This window comes from Pseudonocardia zijingensis, assembly GCF_042657305.1.
Lineage (GTDB): Bacteria > Actinomycetota > Actinomycetes > Mycobacteriales > Pseudonocardiaceae > Pseudonocardia > Pseudonocardia zijingensis.
In genome coordinates this window covers 484552-502536 of the sequence record NZ_JBHSKO010000001.1, presented here as the reverse complement: position 1 = coordinate 502536, position 17985 = coordinate 484552, and the positions used below count along the sequence as shown (strand labels likewise).

At 74.2% G+C, this 17985-nt stretch carries 17 protein-coding genes; 11 read left to right on the top strand and 6 right to left on the bottom strand.

The features are described 5' to 3' along the window. Positions 1–29 precede the first annotated feature (29 nt). The 4 genes from ACFPL3_RS02675 to ACFPL3_RS02660 all read left to right on the top strand — a co-directional run bounded on the left by ACFPL3_RS02675 (position 30) and on the right by ACFPL3_RS02660 (position 4810). Positions 30–926, top strand: a complete 897-nt coding sequence (locus tag ACFPL3_RS02675) for a MurR/RpiR family transcriptional regulator (protein WP_343937944.1) — start codon at positions 30–32, stop codon at positions 924–926. A gap of 18 nt (positions 927–944) precedes the next feature. After that, positions 945–3188: an FAD-dependent oxidoreductase gene (locus tag ACFPL3_RS02670; RefSeq protein WP_343937946.1), complete on the top strand. Its 2244-nt coding sequence runs from the start codon at positions 945–947 to the stop codon at positions 3186–3188. Positions 3189–3411: 223 nt separating this feature from the next. Next, positions 3412–3894 (top strand): hypothetical protein, encoded by a 483-nt coding sequence (locus ACFPL3_RS02665; RefSeq protein ID WP_343937948.1) that lies wholly within the window; start codon positions 3412–3414, stop codon positions 3892–3894. Between the two features lie 127 nt (positions 3895–4021). Then, a complete protein-coding gene (locus tag ACFPL3_RS02660) occupies positions 4022–4810 on the top strand; it encodes an ESX secretion-associated protein EspG (RefSeq protein ID WP_343937950.1) in 789 nt (262 codons plus the stop codon). Positions 4811–4813: 3 nt separating this feature from the next. On the opposite strand, the gene ACFPL3_RS02655 is transcribed toward ACFPL3_RS02660, so the two are convergent. After that, positions 4814–5173, bottom strand: coding sequence for a hypothetical protein (locus tag ACFPL3_RS02655; RefSeq protein ID WP_343937952.1), 360 nt, complete (start codon positions 5171–5173; stop codon positions 4814–4816). Between the two features lie 498 nt (positions 5174–5671). On the opposite strand from ACFPL3_RS02655, the gene ACFPL3_RS02650 reads away from it, so the two are divergent. Next, the gene (locus ACFPL3_RS02650; RefSeq protein WP_343937953.1) at positions 5672–6568 is read left to right on the top strand and encodes a hypothetical protein; all 897 of its coding nucleotides are present in this window, start codon (positions 5672–5674) and stop codon (positions 6566–6568) included. 4 nt (positions 6569–6572) lie between these two features. Here ACFPL3_RS02650 and ACFPL3_RS02645 read toward each other — a convergent pair whose 3' ends face one another. Continuing rightward, positions 6573–7022, bottom strand: coding sequence for a gamma-glutamylcyclotransferase family protein (locus ACFPL3_RS02645; RefSeq protein ID WP_343937955.1), 450 nt, complete (start codon positions 7020–7022; stop codon positions 6573–6575). A gap of 73 nt (positions 7023–7095) precedes the next feature. On the opposite strand from ACFPL3_RS02645, the gene ACFPL3_RS02640 reads away from it, so the two are divergent. Further along, positions 7096–8499 (top strand): NAD(P)H-quinone dehydrogenase, encoded by a 1404-nt coding sequence (locus tag ACFPL3_RS02640; RefSeq protein WP_343937957.1) that lies wholly within the window; start codon positions 7096–7098, stop codon positions 8497–8499. 155 nt (positions 8500–8654) lie between these two features. Here the strand turns inward: ACFPL3_RS02640 and ACFPL3_RS02635 are convergent, their stop codons facing one another. Further along, positions 8655–9890, bottom strand: a complete 1236-nt coding sequence (locus ACFPL3_RS02635) for an amidohydrolase (RefSeq protein ID WP_343937959.1) — start codon at positions 9888–9890, stop codon at positions 8655–8657. A 423-nt stretch (positions 9891–10313) separates the two neighbouring features. Here ACFPL3_RS02635 and ACFPL3_RS02630 point away from each other — a divergent pair, with 423 nt between their 5' ends. Genes ACFPL3_RS02630 through ACFPL3_RS02620 form a run of 3 tightly spaced genes read left to right on the top strand, consistent with a single transcriptional unit; the run spans position 10314 to position 14343 of the window. After that, complete coding sequence (locus ACFPL3_RS02630; protein ID WP_343937961.1) at positions 10314–11927, top strand: serine/threonine-protein kinase; 1614 nt, start codon at positions 10314–10316, stop codon at positions 11925–11927. Between the two features lie 11 nt (positions 11928–11938). Continuing rightward, positions 11939–12739 (top strand): purine-nucleoside phosphorylase, encoded by an 801-nt coding sequence (locus ACFPL3_RS02625; RefSeq protein ID WP_343937963.1) that lies wholly within the window; start codon positions 11939–11941, stop codon positions 12737–12739. Further along, a complete protein-coding gene (locus tag ACFPL3_RS02620; protein ID WP_343937965.1) occupies positions 12736–14343 on the top strand; it encodes a phospho-sugar mutase in 1608 nt (535 codons plus the stop codon). Before ACFPL3_RS02625 ends, ACFPL3_RS02620 begins: the two co-directional genes overlap by 4 nt. On the opposite strand, the gene ACFPL3_RS02615 is transcribed toward ACFPL3_RS02620, so the two are convergent. Then, a complete protein-coding gene (locus tag ACFPL3_RS02615; RefSeq protein ID WP_343937967.1) occupies positions 14318–15019 on the bottom strand; it encodes a GDSL-type esterase/lipase family protein in 702 nt (233 codons plus the stop codon). The two genes, ACFPL3_RS02620 and ACFPL3_RS02615, sit on opposite strands and share 26 nt — an antisense overlap. Positions 15020–15127: 108 nt before the next feature. On the opposite strand from ACFPL3_RS02615, the gene ACFPL3_RS02610 reads away from it, so the two are divergent. Together ACFPL3_RS02610 and ACFPL3_RS02605 are read left to right on the top strand one after the other, a co-directional pair. Continuing rightward, positions 15128–15583 carry a flavodoxin family protein gene (locus ACFPL3_RS02610; protein ID WP_343937969.1) on the top strand — a complete coding sequence of 152 codons (456 nt, stop codon included), beginning with the start codon at positions 15128–15130 and terminating at the stop codon, positions 15581–15583. A gap of 797 nt (positions 15584–16380) precedes the next feature. After that, positions 16381–16581, top strand: coding sequence for a hypothetical protein (locus ACFPL3_RS02605; RefSeq protein ID WP_343937971.1), 201 nt, complete (start codon positions 16381–16383; stop codon positions 16579–16581). A gap of 282 nt (positions 16582–16863) precedes the next feature. On the opposite strand, the gene upp is transcribed toward ACFPL3_RS02605, so the two are convergent. After that, positions 16864–17487: a uracil phosphoribosyltransferase gene (gene upp / locus ACFPL3_RS02600; RefSeq protein ID WP_343937973.1), complete on the bottom strand. Its 624-nt coding sequence runs from the start codon at positions 17485–17487 to the stop codon at positions 16864–16866. A 23-nt stretch (positions 17488–17510) separates the two neighbouring features. Further along, the gene (locus tag ACFPL3_RS02595; RefSeq protein WP_343937975.1) at positions 17511–17954 is read right to left on the bottom strand and encodes a winged helix-turn-helix transcriptional regulator; all 444 of its coding nucleotides are present in this window, start codon (positions 17952–17954) and stop codon (positions 17511–17513) included. Positions 17955–17985: the final 31 nt, after the last annotated feature.

The following is a 17985-nucleotide window of genomic DNA, read 5'->3' as shown; positions in this document are numbered from 1 at the left end:
ATGGATCGACGGTGCACCCCGATGAGCCCGTGACCGCCCCCGGCGACGGCCCGCCCCGGCGCGCCGACGAGGCCAGCCCGCTGCAGCAGATCCGCGACGCACTGGGTTCGCTCAGCGGCGCCACCCGGCGGGTCGCCGACACGATCCTGTCCTCGCCCGCGGAGGCCGGCCGCAGCTCGATCACCGTGCTCGCCGCGCGTGCGGAGGCCTCGGCGGCCACCGTCACCCGGCTGGCCGCCCTGCTCGGGTACTCCGGCTACCCCGCGCTGCGCGCCGCGATCGCCACCGAGTACGGCCGCGGCGTGCAGGGCGGCTGGGAGCGGGACATCGGCTCGGTGATCAATCCGGCCGACCCGCCGGAACAGGTGCTCACCGTGCTCGCGAGCGCCCAGTCGCGGGCGCTGCGCAACGCGATGGGCTCGATCGACCTCGCGGCGGCGGCGCAGGTCGCGGACCGGATGGCGACCGCCTCCCGCATCCACGTGTTCGGCGAATGGGGCGATGCGATCCCGGCCCGCGAGCTGACCATCCGGCTGCTGCGCATCGGGCGGCCCACGTGGTTCCACGAGGGGCGGCAGGCGTCGCAGGTGGCCACCAGCCTCATGCACCGCGGCGACGTCGCGCTCGCCGTCGACCGCTCCGGCAACGACCCGGTGGCGCAGGACTTCCTGGCCCGTGCGGCCGCGCGCGGCGCCTTCACGGCGGTGATCACCGGGACCCCGGACTCGGCGACGGCGGCCAGGGCCGAGGCCGTCCTGTTCACCGGCGCGCGGGAGAACAGCACCTGGACCGACCACTTCGCCGGCCGCTCCAGCGACACGCTCATGGCCAGCCTGCTCTGGGTGCTCGTCGCCCAGCGCACCCCGGAGGCCCTCGCCGAGGCCTTCGTCAGCCTGCACGGACCGGCGCCCGAGCCGGACCGGTAGCACCAGGAGAGGACGTACATGCGCACCGAGCACGTCGAGTCGGACCTGACGGTGATCGGAGGTGGACTCGCCGGCTGCTGCGCCGCGATCGCCGCCGCCCGCCAGGGTGCGCGCGTCGCGCTGGTGCAGAACCGGCCGGTGCTCGGCGGGAACTCGTCCAGCGAGATCCGCGTCTGGGTGTGCGGCGCCACCGCGCACGGCGTCCAGCGCTACGCCCGCGAGACCGGGATCATGGGCGAGCTGTTCGTGGAGAACCAGTACACGAACCCCGACGGCAATCCCTACTACTGGGACCTCGTGCTGCTCGAAGCGGTGCGCGCCGAACCGAACCTGCGACTGTTCCTCAACACCGACGTCCGCGAGGTGGAGGCCGACGGACCGCCCGACGCACGCGTGATCCGCTCGGTGACCGGGTGGACGATGGGCTCCGAGCGGGTGGTCACCTTCACGAGCCCGGCGTTCGCCGACTGCAGCGGCGACGGCCTCGTGGGCCACCTCGCGGGCGCCGAGTACCGCACCGGGCGCGAGGCCCGCGCCGAGTTCGACGAGTCGTGGGCACCCGAGGTGCCCGACGACGCCATGCTCGGCAGCACGATCCTCTTCTACTCCACCGACGCCGGGCACCCGGTGCCGTTCGTGCCCCCGTCGTTCGCCAAGGACATCAGCAGGACGTCGATCGTCGACCGGCGGGTCATCCGCGCCGACGCCAAGGGCTGCGCCTTCTGGTGGATCGAGTGGGGCGGCGAGCGCGACATCGTGCACGACAACGAGGAGATCCGCGACGAGCTGCAGGCCGCCGTCTACGGGATCTGGGACCACATCAAGAACTCCGGGGAGTTCGACGCCGACAACCTGACCCTGGAGTGGATCGGCTCCGTGCCGGGCAAGCGCGAGTACCGCCGGTTCGTCGGCGACCACGTCCTCACCCAGCACGACGTGCTCGGCCAGACCGAGTTCCCGGACCGGGTCGCGTTCGGCGGCTGGTCGATCGACCTGCACCCGCCCGGGGGCATGTACGCCACCGAGCCCGGGTCCCGGCACTGGCACCCCGACGGGGTCTACCACATCCCGCTGCGCAGCCTGTACTCCCGCAACGTCACCAACATGTGGATGGCCGGGCGCACGATCTCCGCCTCCCACGTCGCCTTCGGGACGACCCGGGTGATGGCCACCTGCGCCGTCGGTGGCGAGGCCGCGGGCACCGCCGCCGCCCTGGCTGTCCGGCACGGACTCACCCCGCGGGAGCTCGCCACCGGGCACCTGGACCTCGTGCACCGCGCGCTCACCCGCGCCGACGGCCCGCACCTCGGCGTGCCCGCCGACGACCCGGCCGACCTCGCCCTCACCGCGCGCGCCCGCGCGTCGTCGCAGCTGCGGACCCTGGCGGTCGAGGTGAGCGACGGGACCGAGCCGCTCGACGACGCGTTGGGAATCGTGCTCCCCGCCGATCCGGAACTCGGCGCGCTCGAACTGCTCGTCGACGCCCGGCACGGCACCGAGCTCGTGGCCGACGTCCACGCCACGAGCAAGCCGCAGAACTACCTGCCGGCCCGGCTCGTCCAGACCGTCACCGCCGCCGTCCCGGCCGGGGAGAAGCAATGGGTGCGCCTCGACGTCGGATGGCGGCCCGGCACCCCGCAGAACGCGTTCGTCGTGCTGCGGGCCGACCCGGCCCTCTCCGTCCACCGCAGCGCCACCGCCGAGCCGGGCACGCTCGTCCTCCGCCACCGCGAGCCGGCCCCCGACGAGCAGTGGACGGAGCAGTGGCGCGCCTGGAAGCGCATCCTCCAGCGCGAGAGCCTGTGCTTCCGGCTGGACGGGCCCACCTCCGCGTTCGCCGCCGACCGGGTCGTCGGCGGCCACGCACGGCCGTACGGCGGCCCGCAGATGTGGGTGTCGGACCCGCTCGAGCACGACCCGGCGCCGTGGGTCGAGCTGCGGTGGGACTCGCCGGTCACCGTGGCCGAGGTGGCGCTCGTGCTCGACGACGACGTCGAGGAGGACCTGATCAACCTCCACCACCACAGCACCCCGTTCCGCGTGCTGCCGACGCTGCTGCGCGACTACGAGCTCCAGCTCGACGACGGCGGCGGGTGGCGCACCGCCGTGCACGTGACGGGCAACCGCCGCAGGCACCGGGTGCACCCGCTCGACGCGCCGGTGGACGTCCGCGCGCTGCGCGTGGTGGCCACAGCCACGAACGGCGCCCCCCGCGCGCACGTGGTGTCGGTTCGCGCGTACGGATCGGCGACCCGCCGTTGACGATCGACTACACGGCGTTTTAACGTCGACGGGCCAGGTGAATCGCACAGCGCACCGCACCGTGCTGAACAAGTGCATAGCGGAAGCAGTGACTACCCGTGTGTCCATCCACGGGGCCCGGTGATCCCGCCACGCGGAACGCCGCGCCGCGGATCCGTTCACCACGCTGGCCCAGCCGCGCCGTGAACACGCCAGCAGTCCACATCGGCGACCAGGATCCGTCATGCCCCCCGATACGTACATCACGAGTCATATCCACACCGACGGGCCGATCCCCGGCCCCCACTCCCTGCTCACCCTCGTCTCCGCTGCGTACCTGCGCAGCGACGGGCGACCGACCTCCGTGTTCACCACCAACGTCCGAGAGCTGCCCGGCGCCACCCTCCACCCGCTCGCCCTCCAGTCCTGGAGGCGGCGCTCGGAGGACTGGCTCTCCACCCGCCGGGCCAGCCGTCCACCCGCCCCCGCGATGAACGCCTACGCCAGCTGGGTGCACCGGCTGCCGGGACGTCAGGTGTTCGTCACCGACACCGCTGACCCGGACTACCTGTTCCTCTACTGGTACCTGCAGCGGTTCACCGGGAGCTGGCCCTTCGCCGGCACCCGGGGCGATGCGGAGCTCCACCGCCGCCTCGCCTGCACAGCGCTCTGCCCGCTCACCGGGTGCCGCACCACCGATGCTGCGGCCCTGGCCCGGACGAGCTGAACGGCATCCCGACGGCCGGTGTGGGGCCCCGCACCGGCCGTCGGCACGTCCGCCACCGTTCGCACCCGCACACGTTTCCCCGCGAACCGCCGCGACCGGACCAGACCCCCGCATAGCGTCCCCGCCCGTGGCCGAACCCGTCTCCGTCCTCTCCCCCGGCACCCGCAGGCACGCCCTCACCACCGCCGAGTTCGACGTGCTGTGGGAGTGGCTCGGGCTGGCACCCACCCCCGTCGTCCTGCAGCTCGCCTCGCCGGGACGCACCCACGCCGAGCGGCGGTCCGTGCGGGCCGAGGCCTGGCAGGGCCTGCGCGAACGCGCGCTCGCCTCCCCCGAAGGGCCCGACCCCGAGCTCGCCCGGCTCCTGCACCTCCTCGCCCGGCCCGACGAGCAGCTCGAACTGCGGGCCTGGTGGCAGCGCGAGGTCCGGGGGCTCGCCGCGGGCCGCCACGGCGCAGGCGCGCTCGCGCTGCGCGAGGGCGACACCGTCACCGTCACGGCGTGCGGCTCGATCGCCCACGGCGTCCTCGGCGCGTTCCCGGCGGCCGAACGCGGCCCCGGCCGGGCCTGCACGGTGCCCAGCGCCGCGGTCGCGTCCACCCCCGCGGGCGCGTTGCGGCCGGCCCTGCTCGAGGCGGGCGTGCCACCCGCCGACGCCGCGCTGCTCGTCGCGATGACCGCGGGCACGGCGCGCCGTGCGCAGGTCGTGGCGCTCGCCGCCGACCGCTGGGGTGTCCTGCGGCGGGCAGGCGGTGTGCTCGGCGTGCTCGACGGCCCCCGCGGCCGCTACCTGTTCACCCGCACCACCGGCGAGGACGGCGTGGAGTGGGCCACCGTCACCCCGGCCGACCAGCGGCTGCTGCAGCACCGCATCGGCGAGCTGCTCGCCACGGCCGCCGCGGCGGCGCGGCGCTGAGGATCAGATGTCGGCCCGGGAGGTGAGCCCGCGCCCGGCCACGGCGCCCGCCACCCCGGCGAGCACGGTCAGCCCGGCGAGCACCAGCGTCAGGAAGCCGAGGCCGGCCACGAACAGCCCCACCCCGGCCGACACGGCCCCGACCACCAGCCCGGTGCGGGCCACCGCGGCCCCGGTGCGGTTGCGCGTCACCACGCGCGCGGCGGCGGCCGTGAGCAGGAGCGCGATGAGCCCGCTCAACGGCGCCACCAGCGCCGTCGGCGGGAGCAGGAAGTAGGCGACGTCGTCGGCGAACTGCGCGCCGACGCCGGCGAGCAGCGCGGCCCCGACGGGCACCTTGGACGTGGCAGGCAGGATGGTCATGCCCCCGATGCTCCGCGCCGGAGGCCGGGAGGACATCGGGGTTCCCCCCGACCCACCCCGGATCCGCGAGTCCCGCGTTCTGGTGGGTGAGTCCCGCGTTCGGCGTGGCGAGCCTCCCGTTCCGGCGGGTGAGTCTCACGTTCGGCGGCCGGAATCCCGCATCCCGCCCGGGCGAGTCCCGCGTCCGGCCGCCTGAGCCCCGCGTTCTGCCGGGGCGAGTCTCACGTTCGACGGCCTGAGTCCCGCGTTTGTCACCGCAGCAGGGCGCGAGTCCCGCGTCCCACCATCTGAGTTGCGCGTCCGGCCGGCCGAGTCCCGCGTTTCCCCAACCGGGCAGGGCGCGAGTCCCGCGCCCCACCGCGCGAAACACGCATGCGTGAGGCGCGGCCCTCCGACGATCCGGCCCGCGAGACCGCGAGTTGTCCACATCAGCCGCGAGTTGTCCACAGCTTCTCGGAACGGCCCCCGCCACCCCGCTCGAGGGCGCACCGTCATCCCATGGCACTCCCGGTTCCCGGCCTGCACGGCGCCCACCTGCGCTCCGAGCTCGTCGCCCGCTTCGGGCCCACCCGCGTCGCCAACGCCGTCCGCGGCGGCGAGCTGCGGGCGCTGTGGCGCGGTGTCCTCGTCGAGCCGGCCAGGTTGCTCGACCCGTGGACGCGTGCGGCGGCCGCACTGCTCACCGCCGGACCACGGTCGGTCCTCACCGGTGTCACCGCGGCCACCCTCCACGGCTGCGGCGCGGCCCGATCGCCGCAGACCCACATCCTGCTCCCGTACGGCTGTCGCACGCGCAGCCGCGACGGCCTCGTCGTGCACCAGGGGTCGGGCTTCGCAGACGACGTCGAGGAGCTCGACGGGCTGCGGGTGCTCCCTCTCGACCGGGTGGTCGCCGACCTCCTCTGCCTGCTGCACCCGCAGGACGCGCTCGCCGTCGCCGACCAGGCGCTGGCTGCGGCGGGCGATGCTCACGAGCTGTTCCGCAAGAAGGTCGGCATGCGGCTGGAACGCCGCCACGACCCACGCGGCACGGTGCGAGCGGCGGGCTTGCTCGACCTCGCCTCGGAGCGCGCCGAATCACCCACCGAGAGCTGGATCCGGCTGCTCGTCGTCGAGAACGGGCTCCCGATTCCCGAGGTGAACTGGCCGATCACCGACGCGGCCGGGCGCGTGATCTACCGGCTCGACCTCGCGTGGCCCGTGCTGCGCATCGCGCTGGAGTACGACGGCGTCGACGCTCACGCCGGGCAGGAGGAGCACGACGCCGCGAGACGGGCCGACCTCAGGCGCCGCGGGTGGCACGTCCTGGTCGTCACGAAGGACGACCTCCGCTCGTTCACGCGGGTCGTGGCCGCCCTCCGCGCGGCCTTCGCCGAGCGCGGCTACACGTGGTGAGGCGTCAGAGCGACTTGCGGCTCGGGCGGCTGCGCAGCGCGGAGACGTAGTCGTCGGGCGCCCCGGCCTGCTCGGCGGCGTCGGCGATCACCCCCAGGTACCGGGCACTGGGGAGGCCGCCTTCGTAGGCGTCGAGCACGTAGATCCAGGCCAGCACGTCGCCGTCGAGGGTGTGCACCCGCAGCCGCAGCTTCTTGTGCAGCCCGAGCTCCCCGCCCTCCCAGCGGTCCAGTTGCGCGGCGTCGAGCTCGGAGACGTCGTAGAGCACGACGAAGACCTGCGAGTCCGGGTCCTCGACCACGGTGGAGAGCGCGCCCTCCCAGCCGAAGTCCTCGCCACCGAAGGTCAGCCGCCAGCCCATGAGCCACCCGGTACCCGCCATCGGCGAGTGCGGGGCACGCTCCTTCATCTGGGCGGGATCCATGTTCGACCCGTAGGCGGCGTACAGCGGCACCGCCACAGAGTAGAGCGACGGCTCCCGCGTACCGTGCTCGGGGAACCGAAACGGACAGGAAGGGCGTGCTCCGGTGACGCGGATCGTGATCATGGGTGGCGGGCCTGCGGGGTACGAAGCCGCTCTGGTGGCAGCCCAGCACGGCAGCGATGTCACGGTCGTGGAACGGGACGGCATGGGCGGCGCCTGCGTGCTCGACGATTGCGTGCCGTCGAAGACGTTCATCTCGTCGGCGGGCGTGCGGGTCGACATGCACCGGGCACCCGACCTCGGGGTCACCACCGATCCGCACGCGATCGGGCTCGACCTGCCCACGGTCCACGCGCGGGTCAAGGGGCTCGCGCTCGCCCAGTCGGCGGACGTTCGCGCCCGCGTCGAGCGGGAGGGCGTGCGGATCATCCGCGGCACGGCCGTCTTCGCCGACGAGCCGTCGCCCCACGCCCCGCACCTCGTCGAAGCGCGCACAGCGGACGGCGGCCGCGAGGAGCTCCCGGCCGACGTGGTGCTCGTCGCGACCGGCGCCACCCCGCGCGTGCTCCCCGACGCCGCCCCCGACGGCGAGCGCATCCTCACCTGGCGCCAGCTCTACGACCTGCAGGAGCTGCCCGAGCACCTGATCGTGATCGGCTCTGGCGTGACGGGCGCGGAGTTCGTCTCCGCGTACGTCGAGCTCGGCGCCCGGGTCACGCTGGTGTCCAGCCGCGACCGCGTGCTGCCGGGCGAGGACGCCGACGCCGCTGCCGTGCTGCAGGACGTCTTCACCGAGCGCGGCGTCGAGATCCTCTCCCAGGCCCGGGCCGATTCGGTCAAGCGCGACGGCGACGGCGTCGTCGTCACGCTCGCCGACGGCCGCACGGTCACCGGGTCGCACGCCCTCATGACGGTGGGTTCGGTGCCGAACACCACCGACCTGGGGCTGGAGAAGATCGGCGTCGAGACCAACCGGGGCGGGTTCATCCCGGTCGACCGCGTGTCCCGCACGTCCGTTCCCGGCGTTTACGCGGCGGGCGACTGCACCGGGCTGCTCATGCTCGCCTCGGTCGCCGCCATGCAGGGCCGGATCGCGATGTGGCACGCCCTCGGCGAGGGCGTCGCGCCGATCAAGCTCAAGACCGTGGCGGCGGCGGTGTTCACCCGCCCGGAGATCGCCACCGTCGGGATCAGCCAACGGGCCATCGACGCGGGCGAGGTGCCGGCCCGCACGATCATGCTCCCGCTCTCGACGAACCCGCGCGCGAAGATGCAGGGCCTGCGGCGGGGGTTCGTGAAGCTGTTCTGCCGCCCGGCCACCGGCGTCGTGATCGGTGGCGTGGTGGTGGCGCCCGTGGCGAGCGAGCTGATCCTGCCGATCGCCCTCGCCGTGCAGAACGGGCTGACGGTGGCCGACCTCGCCCACACGTTCTCGGTGTACCCCTCGCTCTCGGGGTCGATCACGGAGGCCGGGCGGCAGCTGATGAGGCACGGCGACCTCGACTGAGACGGGGCCGCCGGAACGCGGCACTCGGACCGTCGGACGCGGGACTCGCGCCCCACTGGGGCGCAGGGCTCAGGCCGCAGAACGCGGGACTCAGAGCGCAGAACGCGAGACTCGCCCACGCCTGGGCGAGTCCCGCGTCCGCGGACGTCAGGCCCTCAGTCCCTCAGGGCGGCGAGGGCGGCGTGGGTGAGCACCCGGACGCCGAAGGGCAGGGCCCGCTCGTCCAGGTCGAAGGTGGGCTGGTGGATGTCGCGCATCGGGCCGTGGCCGGGCCAGACGCCGAGGCGCGCCATCGCCCCCGGGACGTGCTCGAGGTACCAGGCGAAGTCCTCGCCGCCGCTGGACTGCGAGGTCTCCGCGGAGGCGTCCGGGCCGCCGACGGCGACGGCCGCTCCGGCGAGCATGCCGGAGCTGACCGCATCGTTGACGACCGGCGGCACGCCGCGGATGTGGTCGAGCTCGTAGGTGACCCCGGTGGGGGCGAGCACCTGGGCGACGAGCCGCTGGATGGTGTCCTCCAGCTCGCCCCACGTGGCGTGGTCGGCCGTGCGCAGGGTGCCGCGCAGCACGCCGTGCTGCGGGATCGCGTTGGCCGCCTCGCCCGCCTGCACCGCGCCCCACACGAGGACGGTGCCGGACCGCGGGTCGACCTGCCGGGTGAGCAGCAGCGGTACCTGCGTGATGAGCAGGCCGATGGCCTCGACGAGGTCGGCGGTGAGGTGGGGGCGGGAGGTGTGGCCGCCGGGCGACTTGAGCCGGACCTCGACCACGTCGCAGGCGGACGTGATCGGGCCGACGCGGGTGCCGATCTTGCCGACCTCCAGGCGGGGGTCGCAGTGCAGCGCGAAGATGCGGTCGACGCCTTCCATCGCGCCGTCGGCCACCATGTCGATGGCCCCGCCCGGCTGCACCTCCTCCGCGGGCTGGAAGACCAGGCGGACCCGGCCGGGCAGCGTCGGAGCCGACGCCAGCGCGAGGCCGGCACCGAGGACCATGGCGACGTGGGCGTCGTGGCCGCAGGCGTGCATGACGCCGTCGACGGTGGAGGCGAACGGAAGGCCGGTGTCCTCGTGGAGGGGCAGCGCGTCGAGGTCGGCGCGCAGCGCTACGCAGCGCTCGCCGAAGCCGATGTCGCAGACCAGGCCGGAGCCGCCTGGGAGGGTGCGGGGCTCGAGGCCGGCCGCCAGCAGCTGCTGGGCCACCAGCTGCGTGGTGCGCTTCTCAGCTCGGCCGAGCTCCGGTACCGCGTGGAACGATCGACGCCAGCCCACGACGTCGGCGCGGTGGGCCTGCAGCCAGGCTTCGAGCCAGGCTGGGCCGGTGCCCGCGCCGAGGTCGGGAACGGCGAGATCGGCGACGGCGAGGTCGGGGTGCGCCTCCAGGAGGGTCACCGGGCACCACCGGCCCGGCCGACCCCCGTTCGGTGCGCCACGGCGCGGTGCTTCAGCGAACCGCGCATCGAGGCTGCTCTCACGTGCATCTCCCAATCGTGCTCACCCGGACGGCGGTAGACCAACCGGAACTGGGGCTGATCCCGGTTTCGGCGCCGAGGTGTTGCCGATCTGAGGCGGGCGGGCCGGCGGCTGCGGACGAACGGTCGCCGCGCCGTGCGCCGAACGGGGACTCGTACCGTTCGGCGCATCTGTTACGCGCGCGACGCCCTTCCGAGCGGCGGGCGGTGGCCGCCTCGAGATCCCGTACATGGACCAATTTACCCCCTGGGGGTCTGCGGACACGTGGCGTGGACGACACCACCCGGATGGGTTCCGGGGGCCGGAGGCGCGCGACGTGCCCCGGCTGGCCAGAATGGGTGAGTGGGACAGGATGGCTCGGACTCCGAGCAGGTGCGGCGGATCGGTGGCCGCTACACGCTGTCCGGGCTGCTCGGAGCCGGTGCGATGGGCACCGTGTGGTCGGGCTTCGACGAGGTGCTGCAGCGCCGCGTCGCGGTCAAGGAGCTGAAGGTCCCTCCCGGCGTGCCCTCCCACGAGGCGGCTGAGGCGCGGGAACGGATCATGCGCGAGGCCCGCGCGCTGGGCGGCCTCTCCCACCCCAACATCATCACCGTGTTCGACGTCGTTGACGTCGAGGGCGAGCCCATGGTCGTCATGGAGCTGGTGCCCTCGCGCAACCTCGCCACGATGATCAGCGACCACGGCACGCTCACGATGTCCCAGGTCGCGGTCGTCGGATTCGCCACGGCGGGCGGGCTGCGCGCGGCGCACCGCAGCGGGATCACGCACCGCGACGTCAAGCCGGGAAACGTGCTCATCGCCGACGACGGGCGGGTCAAGCTCACCGACTTCGGCATCGCCCGCAACGTGGCCGACGCGCCGATGACGAGCGCCGGGCTGGTGCTGGGCTCGCCCGCATACATCGCGCCCGAGGTGGCGATGGGCAAGGCGGTCACCCCCGCCGCCGACCTGTGGGGGCTGGGCGCCACGCTGTTCGCGGCCGTCGAGGGCCGTCCGCCCTACGACGTGGGTGGCGATCCGGTCGCCACGATCACGGAGGTCGTGGACGGGGACGTGCCGCGGCCACGTGGGTCGGGGCCGGTCGTGGACGTGATCTCCGCGCTGATGCGCAAGGAGCCGGAAGCGCGGATGCCCCTCGAGGAGGTGCGCCAGCGCCTGCGGCCGCTCATCGAGGACCCGGACGACCCGGTCTACCCCGGGTCACCGGACGCCCCCACGATCGGGGCCGGCATCCACGTGCCGCCGCCTGCCGCGCGCACCGAGGCGTCCGGACCGCGCCCGGCTCCCCTGCCGCCCAGCCCGACGGGTGCGCGCACCCCGGCGGGCGGGGCTCCGCTCGCGGCGTCACCCGGCCCGTTGCCCGGCCTGCCCGGCTCGTCGTCGAGCAGCCTGCACGTCCCGGCCCGGCCGGCCGCGGCCGCCGGTGTCACCGGTGTCGCCGCGGTCGGCTACGTCCTCGCCGGTGCGGCGGTGGTGCTCGCGGGTGTGCTCGGCGGCTGGAGCGCCACCCGGCTCCTGGGCGGCCAGTCCCCGGGCACCACGCTCAACGTCACATCCGCGCGCACCGAGCTGGCCCAGCACACCGACGAGCTCGGGTTCACGATGCCGGTGCCCCGCGGCTGGACCGCCTACCCGCACGAGCCGCCGGACGGCCAGCCGTCGGTCAGCTTCGTGAGCCCGGACGGCAACGAGGAGCTCACCGTGCAGCGGTCGTCCTCCACCGAGGCGGCCCAGGAGGTGCCGGGCACCGTGCTCAGCGGTCCGACGCCGGCCGAGGACGGAGCCGTCCAGCTGCTCTACTCCGAGGCCGATCGCACGTCGTGGCGGCACGTGGAGCCTGCGGGCCGGGGGGCGTGGACGGTCACGCTCACCGTGCCGCGGCCCGCCGCCGGGGACACGTCGGCCGACCTCTTCGAGTTGCTCGCGGACGGGTTCGCCCCCACCACCGCATAAGCTCGTCGACCATGAGCGCCGACGACCTCGCCGACGACCCGGCCGCCGCCGCTGCGGCCATCGCGAAGGCCACCGGGGTGGACAGCCACGACGTCGCCGTGGTGCTGGGCTCCGGGTGGCGGCCCGCGGCCGACGTCATCGGCGAGCCCGAGCACGAGATCGCGATGGCCGACCTGCCCGGCTTCCGGCCGCCCGGGGTGGCCGGGCACTCGGGCACGGTGCGGTCCGTGGCCGTCGGCGACCACAGGGCGCTCGTGCTGCTCGGCCGCACGCACCTCTACGAGGGTCACGGCGTGGGGCCCGTGGTGCACGGCGTGCGCACCGCGGCCGCCGCGGGCTGCCGCACCGTGGTGCTCACCAACGCCGCGGGCGGGATCCGCGAGGGCATGCGCGTGGGCGATCCCGTGCTGATCTCCGACCACCTGAACCTGACGAGCCTGTCGCCGCTGTCCGGGCCGGCGTTCACCGACCTGACCGACCTCTACTCGCCGCGGCTGCGCGCGCTCGCCCGCGAGATCGACCCCGAGCTCACCGAGGGCGTCTACGTCGGCCTGCCGGGGCCGCACTTCGAGACGCCCGCCGAGATCCGGATGTTCCGCATGCTGGGCGCCGACCTTGTCGGGATGTCCACGGTGCTGGAGGCGATCGCGGCGCGGGCCGAGGGCGTGGAGGTCTTCGGGCTGTCGCTGGTCACGAACCTGGCGGCGGGCATCACCGGCGAGCCCCTCGACCACCACGAGGTGCTGGCCGCCGGGGCCGCTGCCGCCGGCCGCATGGGCGCGCTGCTGCGGGACCTGATCGAGCGGGCATGACCCTGCGCCCCGACCTGCGCGACGCGGCCCTGCGCTGGATCGCCGACGACCCCGACCCCGCCACCCGCTCGGAGCTGCAACAGGTGCTGGCCGCGGCGATGGTGGGCACGGAGGGGGCGGTCGAGGAGCTCGCCGACCGCATGTCCGGGATGCTGCGCTTCGGCACCGCGGGCCTGCGCGGCCCGGTGCGGGCGGGGCCTTCCGGGATGAACGTGGCCGTGGTGCGCCGGGCGACGGCCGGGCTGGCGGCGTGGCTCGCGCGCGGAGGCGAGCGCGGCACCGTCGTCGTGGGGCGCGACGCGCGGCACGGGTCCGCGGCGTTCGCCACGGCGGCGGCCGATGTGCTCGCGGGCGCCGGGTTCGCGGTGCGGATGCTGCCCGGCCCCCTGCCCACCCCGGTGCTCGCGTTCGCGGTCCGTGAGCTCGGGGCCGTGGCGGGGGTGCAGATCACCGCCTCGCACAACCCGCCCGCCGACAACGGCTACAAGGTCTACCTGGGCGACGGGGCGCAGCTCGCTCCGCCGTCCGACGCCGAGATCGAGGCCGCGATCGCGGCGGCGCCCGCAGCCGTCACGATCCCGACGGCCGCCACGGCGACGGAGGCCGACGTCACCGAGGCCTACCTGGAACGCGTGGCGCGCCTGCCCCGCGGCACGGCGCGGACCCTGCGCGTCGCGCTCACCCCGATGCACGGGGTGGGGGGCGCCACCGCGGTGCACGCGCTGCACCGGGCCGGGTTCACCGATGTGCACGTGGTGGCCGCGCAGGCCGCGCCCGATCCCGACTTCCCCACGGTCACCTTCCCGAACCCGGAGGAGCCGGGGGCCACGGACGCGCTGCTCGCGCTGGCCGCCGACGTCGACGCGGACCTGGCCATCGCCCTCGACCCCGACGCCGACCGGTGCGCCCTCGCCGTGCCCACCGCGGGCGGGTGGCGGATGCTCACCGGCGACGAGACGGGCGTGCTGCTGGGCGACCACCTGCTGCGGTCCGGCGGGTTCGCGGACCCGCTCGTGGCCACCACGGTGGTCTCCTCGTCGATGCTCCGGTCGGTGGCGGAAGCGCACGGCGCGCGGTACGCCGAGACGCTCACCGGCTTCAAGTGGATCGTGCGCGGCGGCCCGGGCCTGGTCTACGGCTACGAGGAGGCCCTCGGCTACTGCGTCGACCCGGAGGCCGTGCGCGACAAGGACGGCATCGCCGCGGCAGTGCTGGCCTGCGACCTCGCGGCCACGCTCAAGGCCGCGGGGCGGGGTCTGCCGGACCGGCTCGACGAGCTGGCCGTCGCGCACGGCGTCCACCTGACCGAAGGGGTGTCGCTCCGGATGGACCCGGACGTCCGGGACGCCGCCGCGGCCCGGCTGCGGGCGGACCCGCCGCAGGGCTGGACGAGCGAGCTGCCCGCGCCCGACGTGCTCGTGCTGCGCCGCCCCGGCGAGCGCTTCGTCGTGCGCCCGTCGGGCACCGAGCCCAAGCTCAAGGCCTACCTGGAGGTGGTGGAGCCGGTGGCGGACGCCGCCGCGCTCGCCGCGGCCCGGGAGGGCGCGCAGGCCCGCCTCGACGCGCTGCGCGCGGAGGTCACGTCGCTGCTCGCCGCCCCGTGACGGCCAGGAGCTGGCGTTCCCACATCGCGGCGATCACGCGGTAGCCCGCCGCGTTGGGGTGCAGGCCGTCGGCCAGCTCGTCCGACTCCAGCAGCTCGGAGGTGTCGGCGTAGCGCATCGAGTGGCCGCGCTCGCGGTAGCCCGCCACGACCTGCGCGGCGAGGCGGTCGAACTCCGCGCGGTCGCGCGGGTCCTTCTGCAGCGGCGCCCACACCCCGGCCACGATCACGTGGGCGTCGGTGACCGACACGATCTCGGAGAGGACGGCGTCGAGGCGCTGCGCCGTCTGCTCCGCGGAGGCGCCCTTCAGGAGGTCGTTGGTGCCGGCGTGCAGCAGCACGACGTCCGGGTCGGCGCTGCGCACCCACCCCGCGACCTTCGGACGCAGGTCCTCGAGCGTCATGCCGCCGTAGCCCTGGTAGTCGCGGTCGGGCACCGACGCGGGACCGCCGTGTTGCGAGCCGACCATGTCGACCGTGACCCGGTCGCGCGCGAGCATCGCCTGCAGCGGCCCGCGGTACCCGGCCGTCTCCAGGCTCCCCTCCCCCACGGTGCTCGAAGCGCCGAGCGGCATCACCCGCAGCACCACCGGTTCCGGCTCCGGCGCCGCGACGGCGCGGCGCTCCACCGGTACCGCGCCCGCGCTCACCCCCACCAGCACCAACGCCAGCACCACGACGCCGAACAGTCCACGACCGAACAGAGTTCCGCCCCCGGCCATTCCGCCCCTTCAGTCCGCCCGGCAGCCAATCTAGCCGCTCTGCCGGCGTGGGAGCATCCATTCGTGGCCCGGCTCCTGATCGTCCACCACACACCGTCACCCGCCACGGCCGAACTCCTCGACGCGGTCGTGCGCGGGGCGTCCGACCCGGAGATCACCGGCGTAGACGTCGTCCGTCGCGCCGCGCTGGCCGCCACGGCCACGGACCTGCTCGCCGCCGACGCCGTGGTGCTCGGCACCCCCGCCAACATCGGCTACATGTCCGGCGCGCTCAAGCACTTCTTCGACACCGTCTACTACGTCTGCGCCGACGACACCCGCGGCCTTCCCTACGGCTGCTACGTGCACGGCAACCTCGGCGTGGAGGGCGCGGTGCGAGCCATCGGGTCGATCACCGACGGCATGGGCTGGAGCGCCGCCGCCGCGCCCGTGGAGGTCCTGGGCGCGCCGGACAAGGCGGCGTTGGACGCGTGCTACGAGCTGGGCGCGGTGCTGGCGGCCACGATCGCGCCGGAGTAGGCCGGCTCGGCAGGCTCGCACACCGGTCGTGGTGTCGGCACACCGGTTGCAGCCGATGTGCGAGCACGCGAGCCTGTGTGCGAGTGGGCCGGGCCGACCCCAGCGCGCTCACACACCAGCCGTCGTGCCGACACACCAGTCGCAGCCGATGTGCGAGCACGCGACCTTGTGTGCGAACAGCGGCCGGCCGACCCCAGCGCGCTCACACACCAGCCGTCGTGCCGACACACCAGTCGCAGCCGATGTGCGAGCACGCGACCTTGTGTGCGAACAGCGGCCGGCCGACCCCAGCGCGCTCACACACCAGCCGTCGTGCCGACACACCAGTCGCAGCCGATGTGCGAACACCCGACCTTGTGTGCGAACAGCAGCCGGGCCGACCCCGACGCGCTCACACACCAGCCGTCGTGCCGACACACCAGTCGCAGCCGATGTGCGAACGCCCGACCTTGTGTGCGAACAGCGGCCGGGCCGACCCCAGCGCGCTCACACACCAGCCGTCGTGCCGACACACCGGTTGCAGTCGGTGTGCGAGCACGCGAGCTTGTGTGTGAGCAGCGGTCGAGGCCGGCCCGGGCGATGCACCGCGGGCCGGGCGGGCCCCGGCACACCCGGCGTCCAACACCGGTGGGCGCGAGCCGCACCTCACCGCACGGCCAGGAACATAGGCGTACTTCTCGTCGCGATCATCGGCGCCGAGAAGTACGCCACCGAGTCGGCGGGAGCACTGGCGTGCGGATGGAAGCGTCCATTCCCCTGGCGTCACCCGATCAGTACGGTGCGTCACCGTGGCATTCTTGATCATCGCCGCGATGCATCCCGAGTCCGTTCGGTCCTTCTGGTCGATCGTCACGGTGGTGGCCGTGGGACTCATGGCGCTCGCACCGTTCTCGCGACGGATCGGCGGACCGGGCGGCGGCGCGGAGAAGGCGATCGTCGGCGTGATCTGGGTGGTCTCGGCCATCGCGTTGGGGTTCTTCATGTTCCACGGCGCCTGACGGTCCGATGCCGCCCGTTCTCGCGCCGAAGCGGAGATCGCTCCGAGCCGCACACCACCGCACGTCCCGCCGCGCAGGCGTACTTCTCGTCGCGATCATCACCGCCGAGAAGCACCTCAGCGGGCCGGCGACAGCGTCGACGTACGAATCGGCCGCACCCAGCGCCCGCCGGCAACCGTGACCCCCGCCCAGCCGCACCTCACCGCACGGCCAAGCACATCGACGTACTTCTCGCCGCAGCACGTCAGCGGGCCGGCGGGAGCACTGGTGTACGGGTGGGAACTAGACGGCGCCGAACTGCCGATCGCCCGCGTCCCCGAGGCCGGGGACGATGAAGGCCGAGTCGTTCAGCCGCTCGTCGATGCTCGCGGTGATGATCCGCACCGGGAGGCCGCTGTCGCGCAGGTGTGCGATGCCCTCGGGGGCGGCGAGCACGCAGATCGCGGTGACGTCGGAGGCACCGCGCTCGGTGAGGAGCCGGATGGTGTGGGCCATCGAGCCGCCGGTGGCGAGCATCGGGTCGAGCACGAACACCGGACGGCCTCGGAGGCTGGCGGGCAGCGACTCCATGTAGGGCACCGGGTGGTGGGTCTCCTCGTCGCGCGCGAGCCCGACGAAGCCCATCTGCGCCTCCGGCATCAGGCCGAACGCGGCGTCGGCCATGCCCAGCCCGGCCCGCAGCACCGGCACGAGCAGGGGCGGGGTGGCGAGCCGGTAGCCCGTGGTGCGCGCCACCGGGGTGTGCAGCGGGGCGGTGGCGAGCGGGGCGTCCCGGGTGGCCTCGTAGATGAGCATGACGGTGAGGTCGCGCAGCGCGGCGCGGAACGTCGCGTTGTCCGTGCGCGCGTCGCGCAGCTCCGACAGCCGCGCCTTGGCCAGTGGGTGGTCGACGACCTGCACGTCCATGGGGCAGAGGCTAGCGGTGGCGGCTACGGGGCGGGCTCGGCCGCGCGGGCGTCGTATGCGCTGCGGGCGGCCGCGATCTCGCGCTGGTGGGTCTCGGTCCAGGTGACGAGGGCCTGGATCGTCTCGTGGAGGGAAGCACCCAGCGGGGTGAGCTCGTAGTCGACCCGGGGCGGCACGACGGGGTGCACGGTGCGGCGGACCAGGCCGTCGCGCTCGAGCTGGCGCAGCGTGACGGTGAGCATCCGCTGGCTCACGCCGTCGATCTCGCGGAGCAGCTCGGTGAAGCGCAGGCGCCTGCGGTCGAGCAGCGCGATGACCAGCAGGGACCACTTGTCGGCAATGCGGTCGAGGATCTGGCGGACCTCGCAGTCCTCGCGGGTGTCCCACTGGTAGGCGTCCCAGTCGCAGCACTCGGCGGCCTCGGTGCTCCCGGAGTGCGTCGGTGACTTCGAAGTGCCTTCTTCCACGGTCGTCGATGGTGACGCACGATGCGGTCGG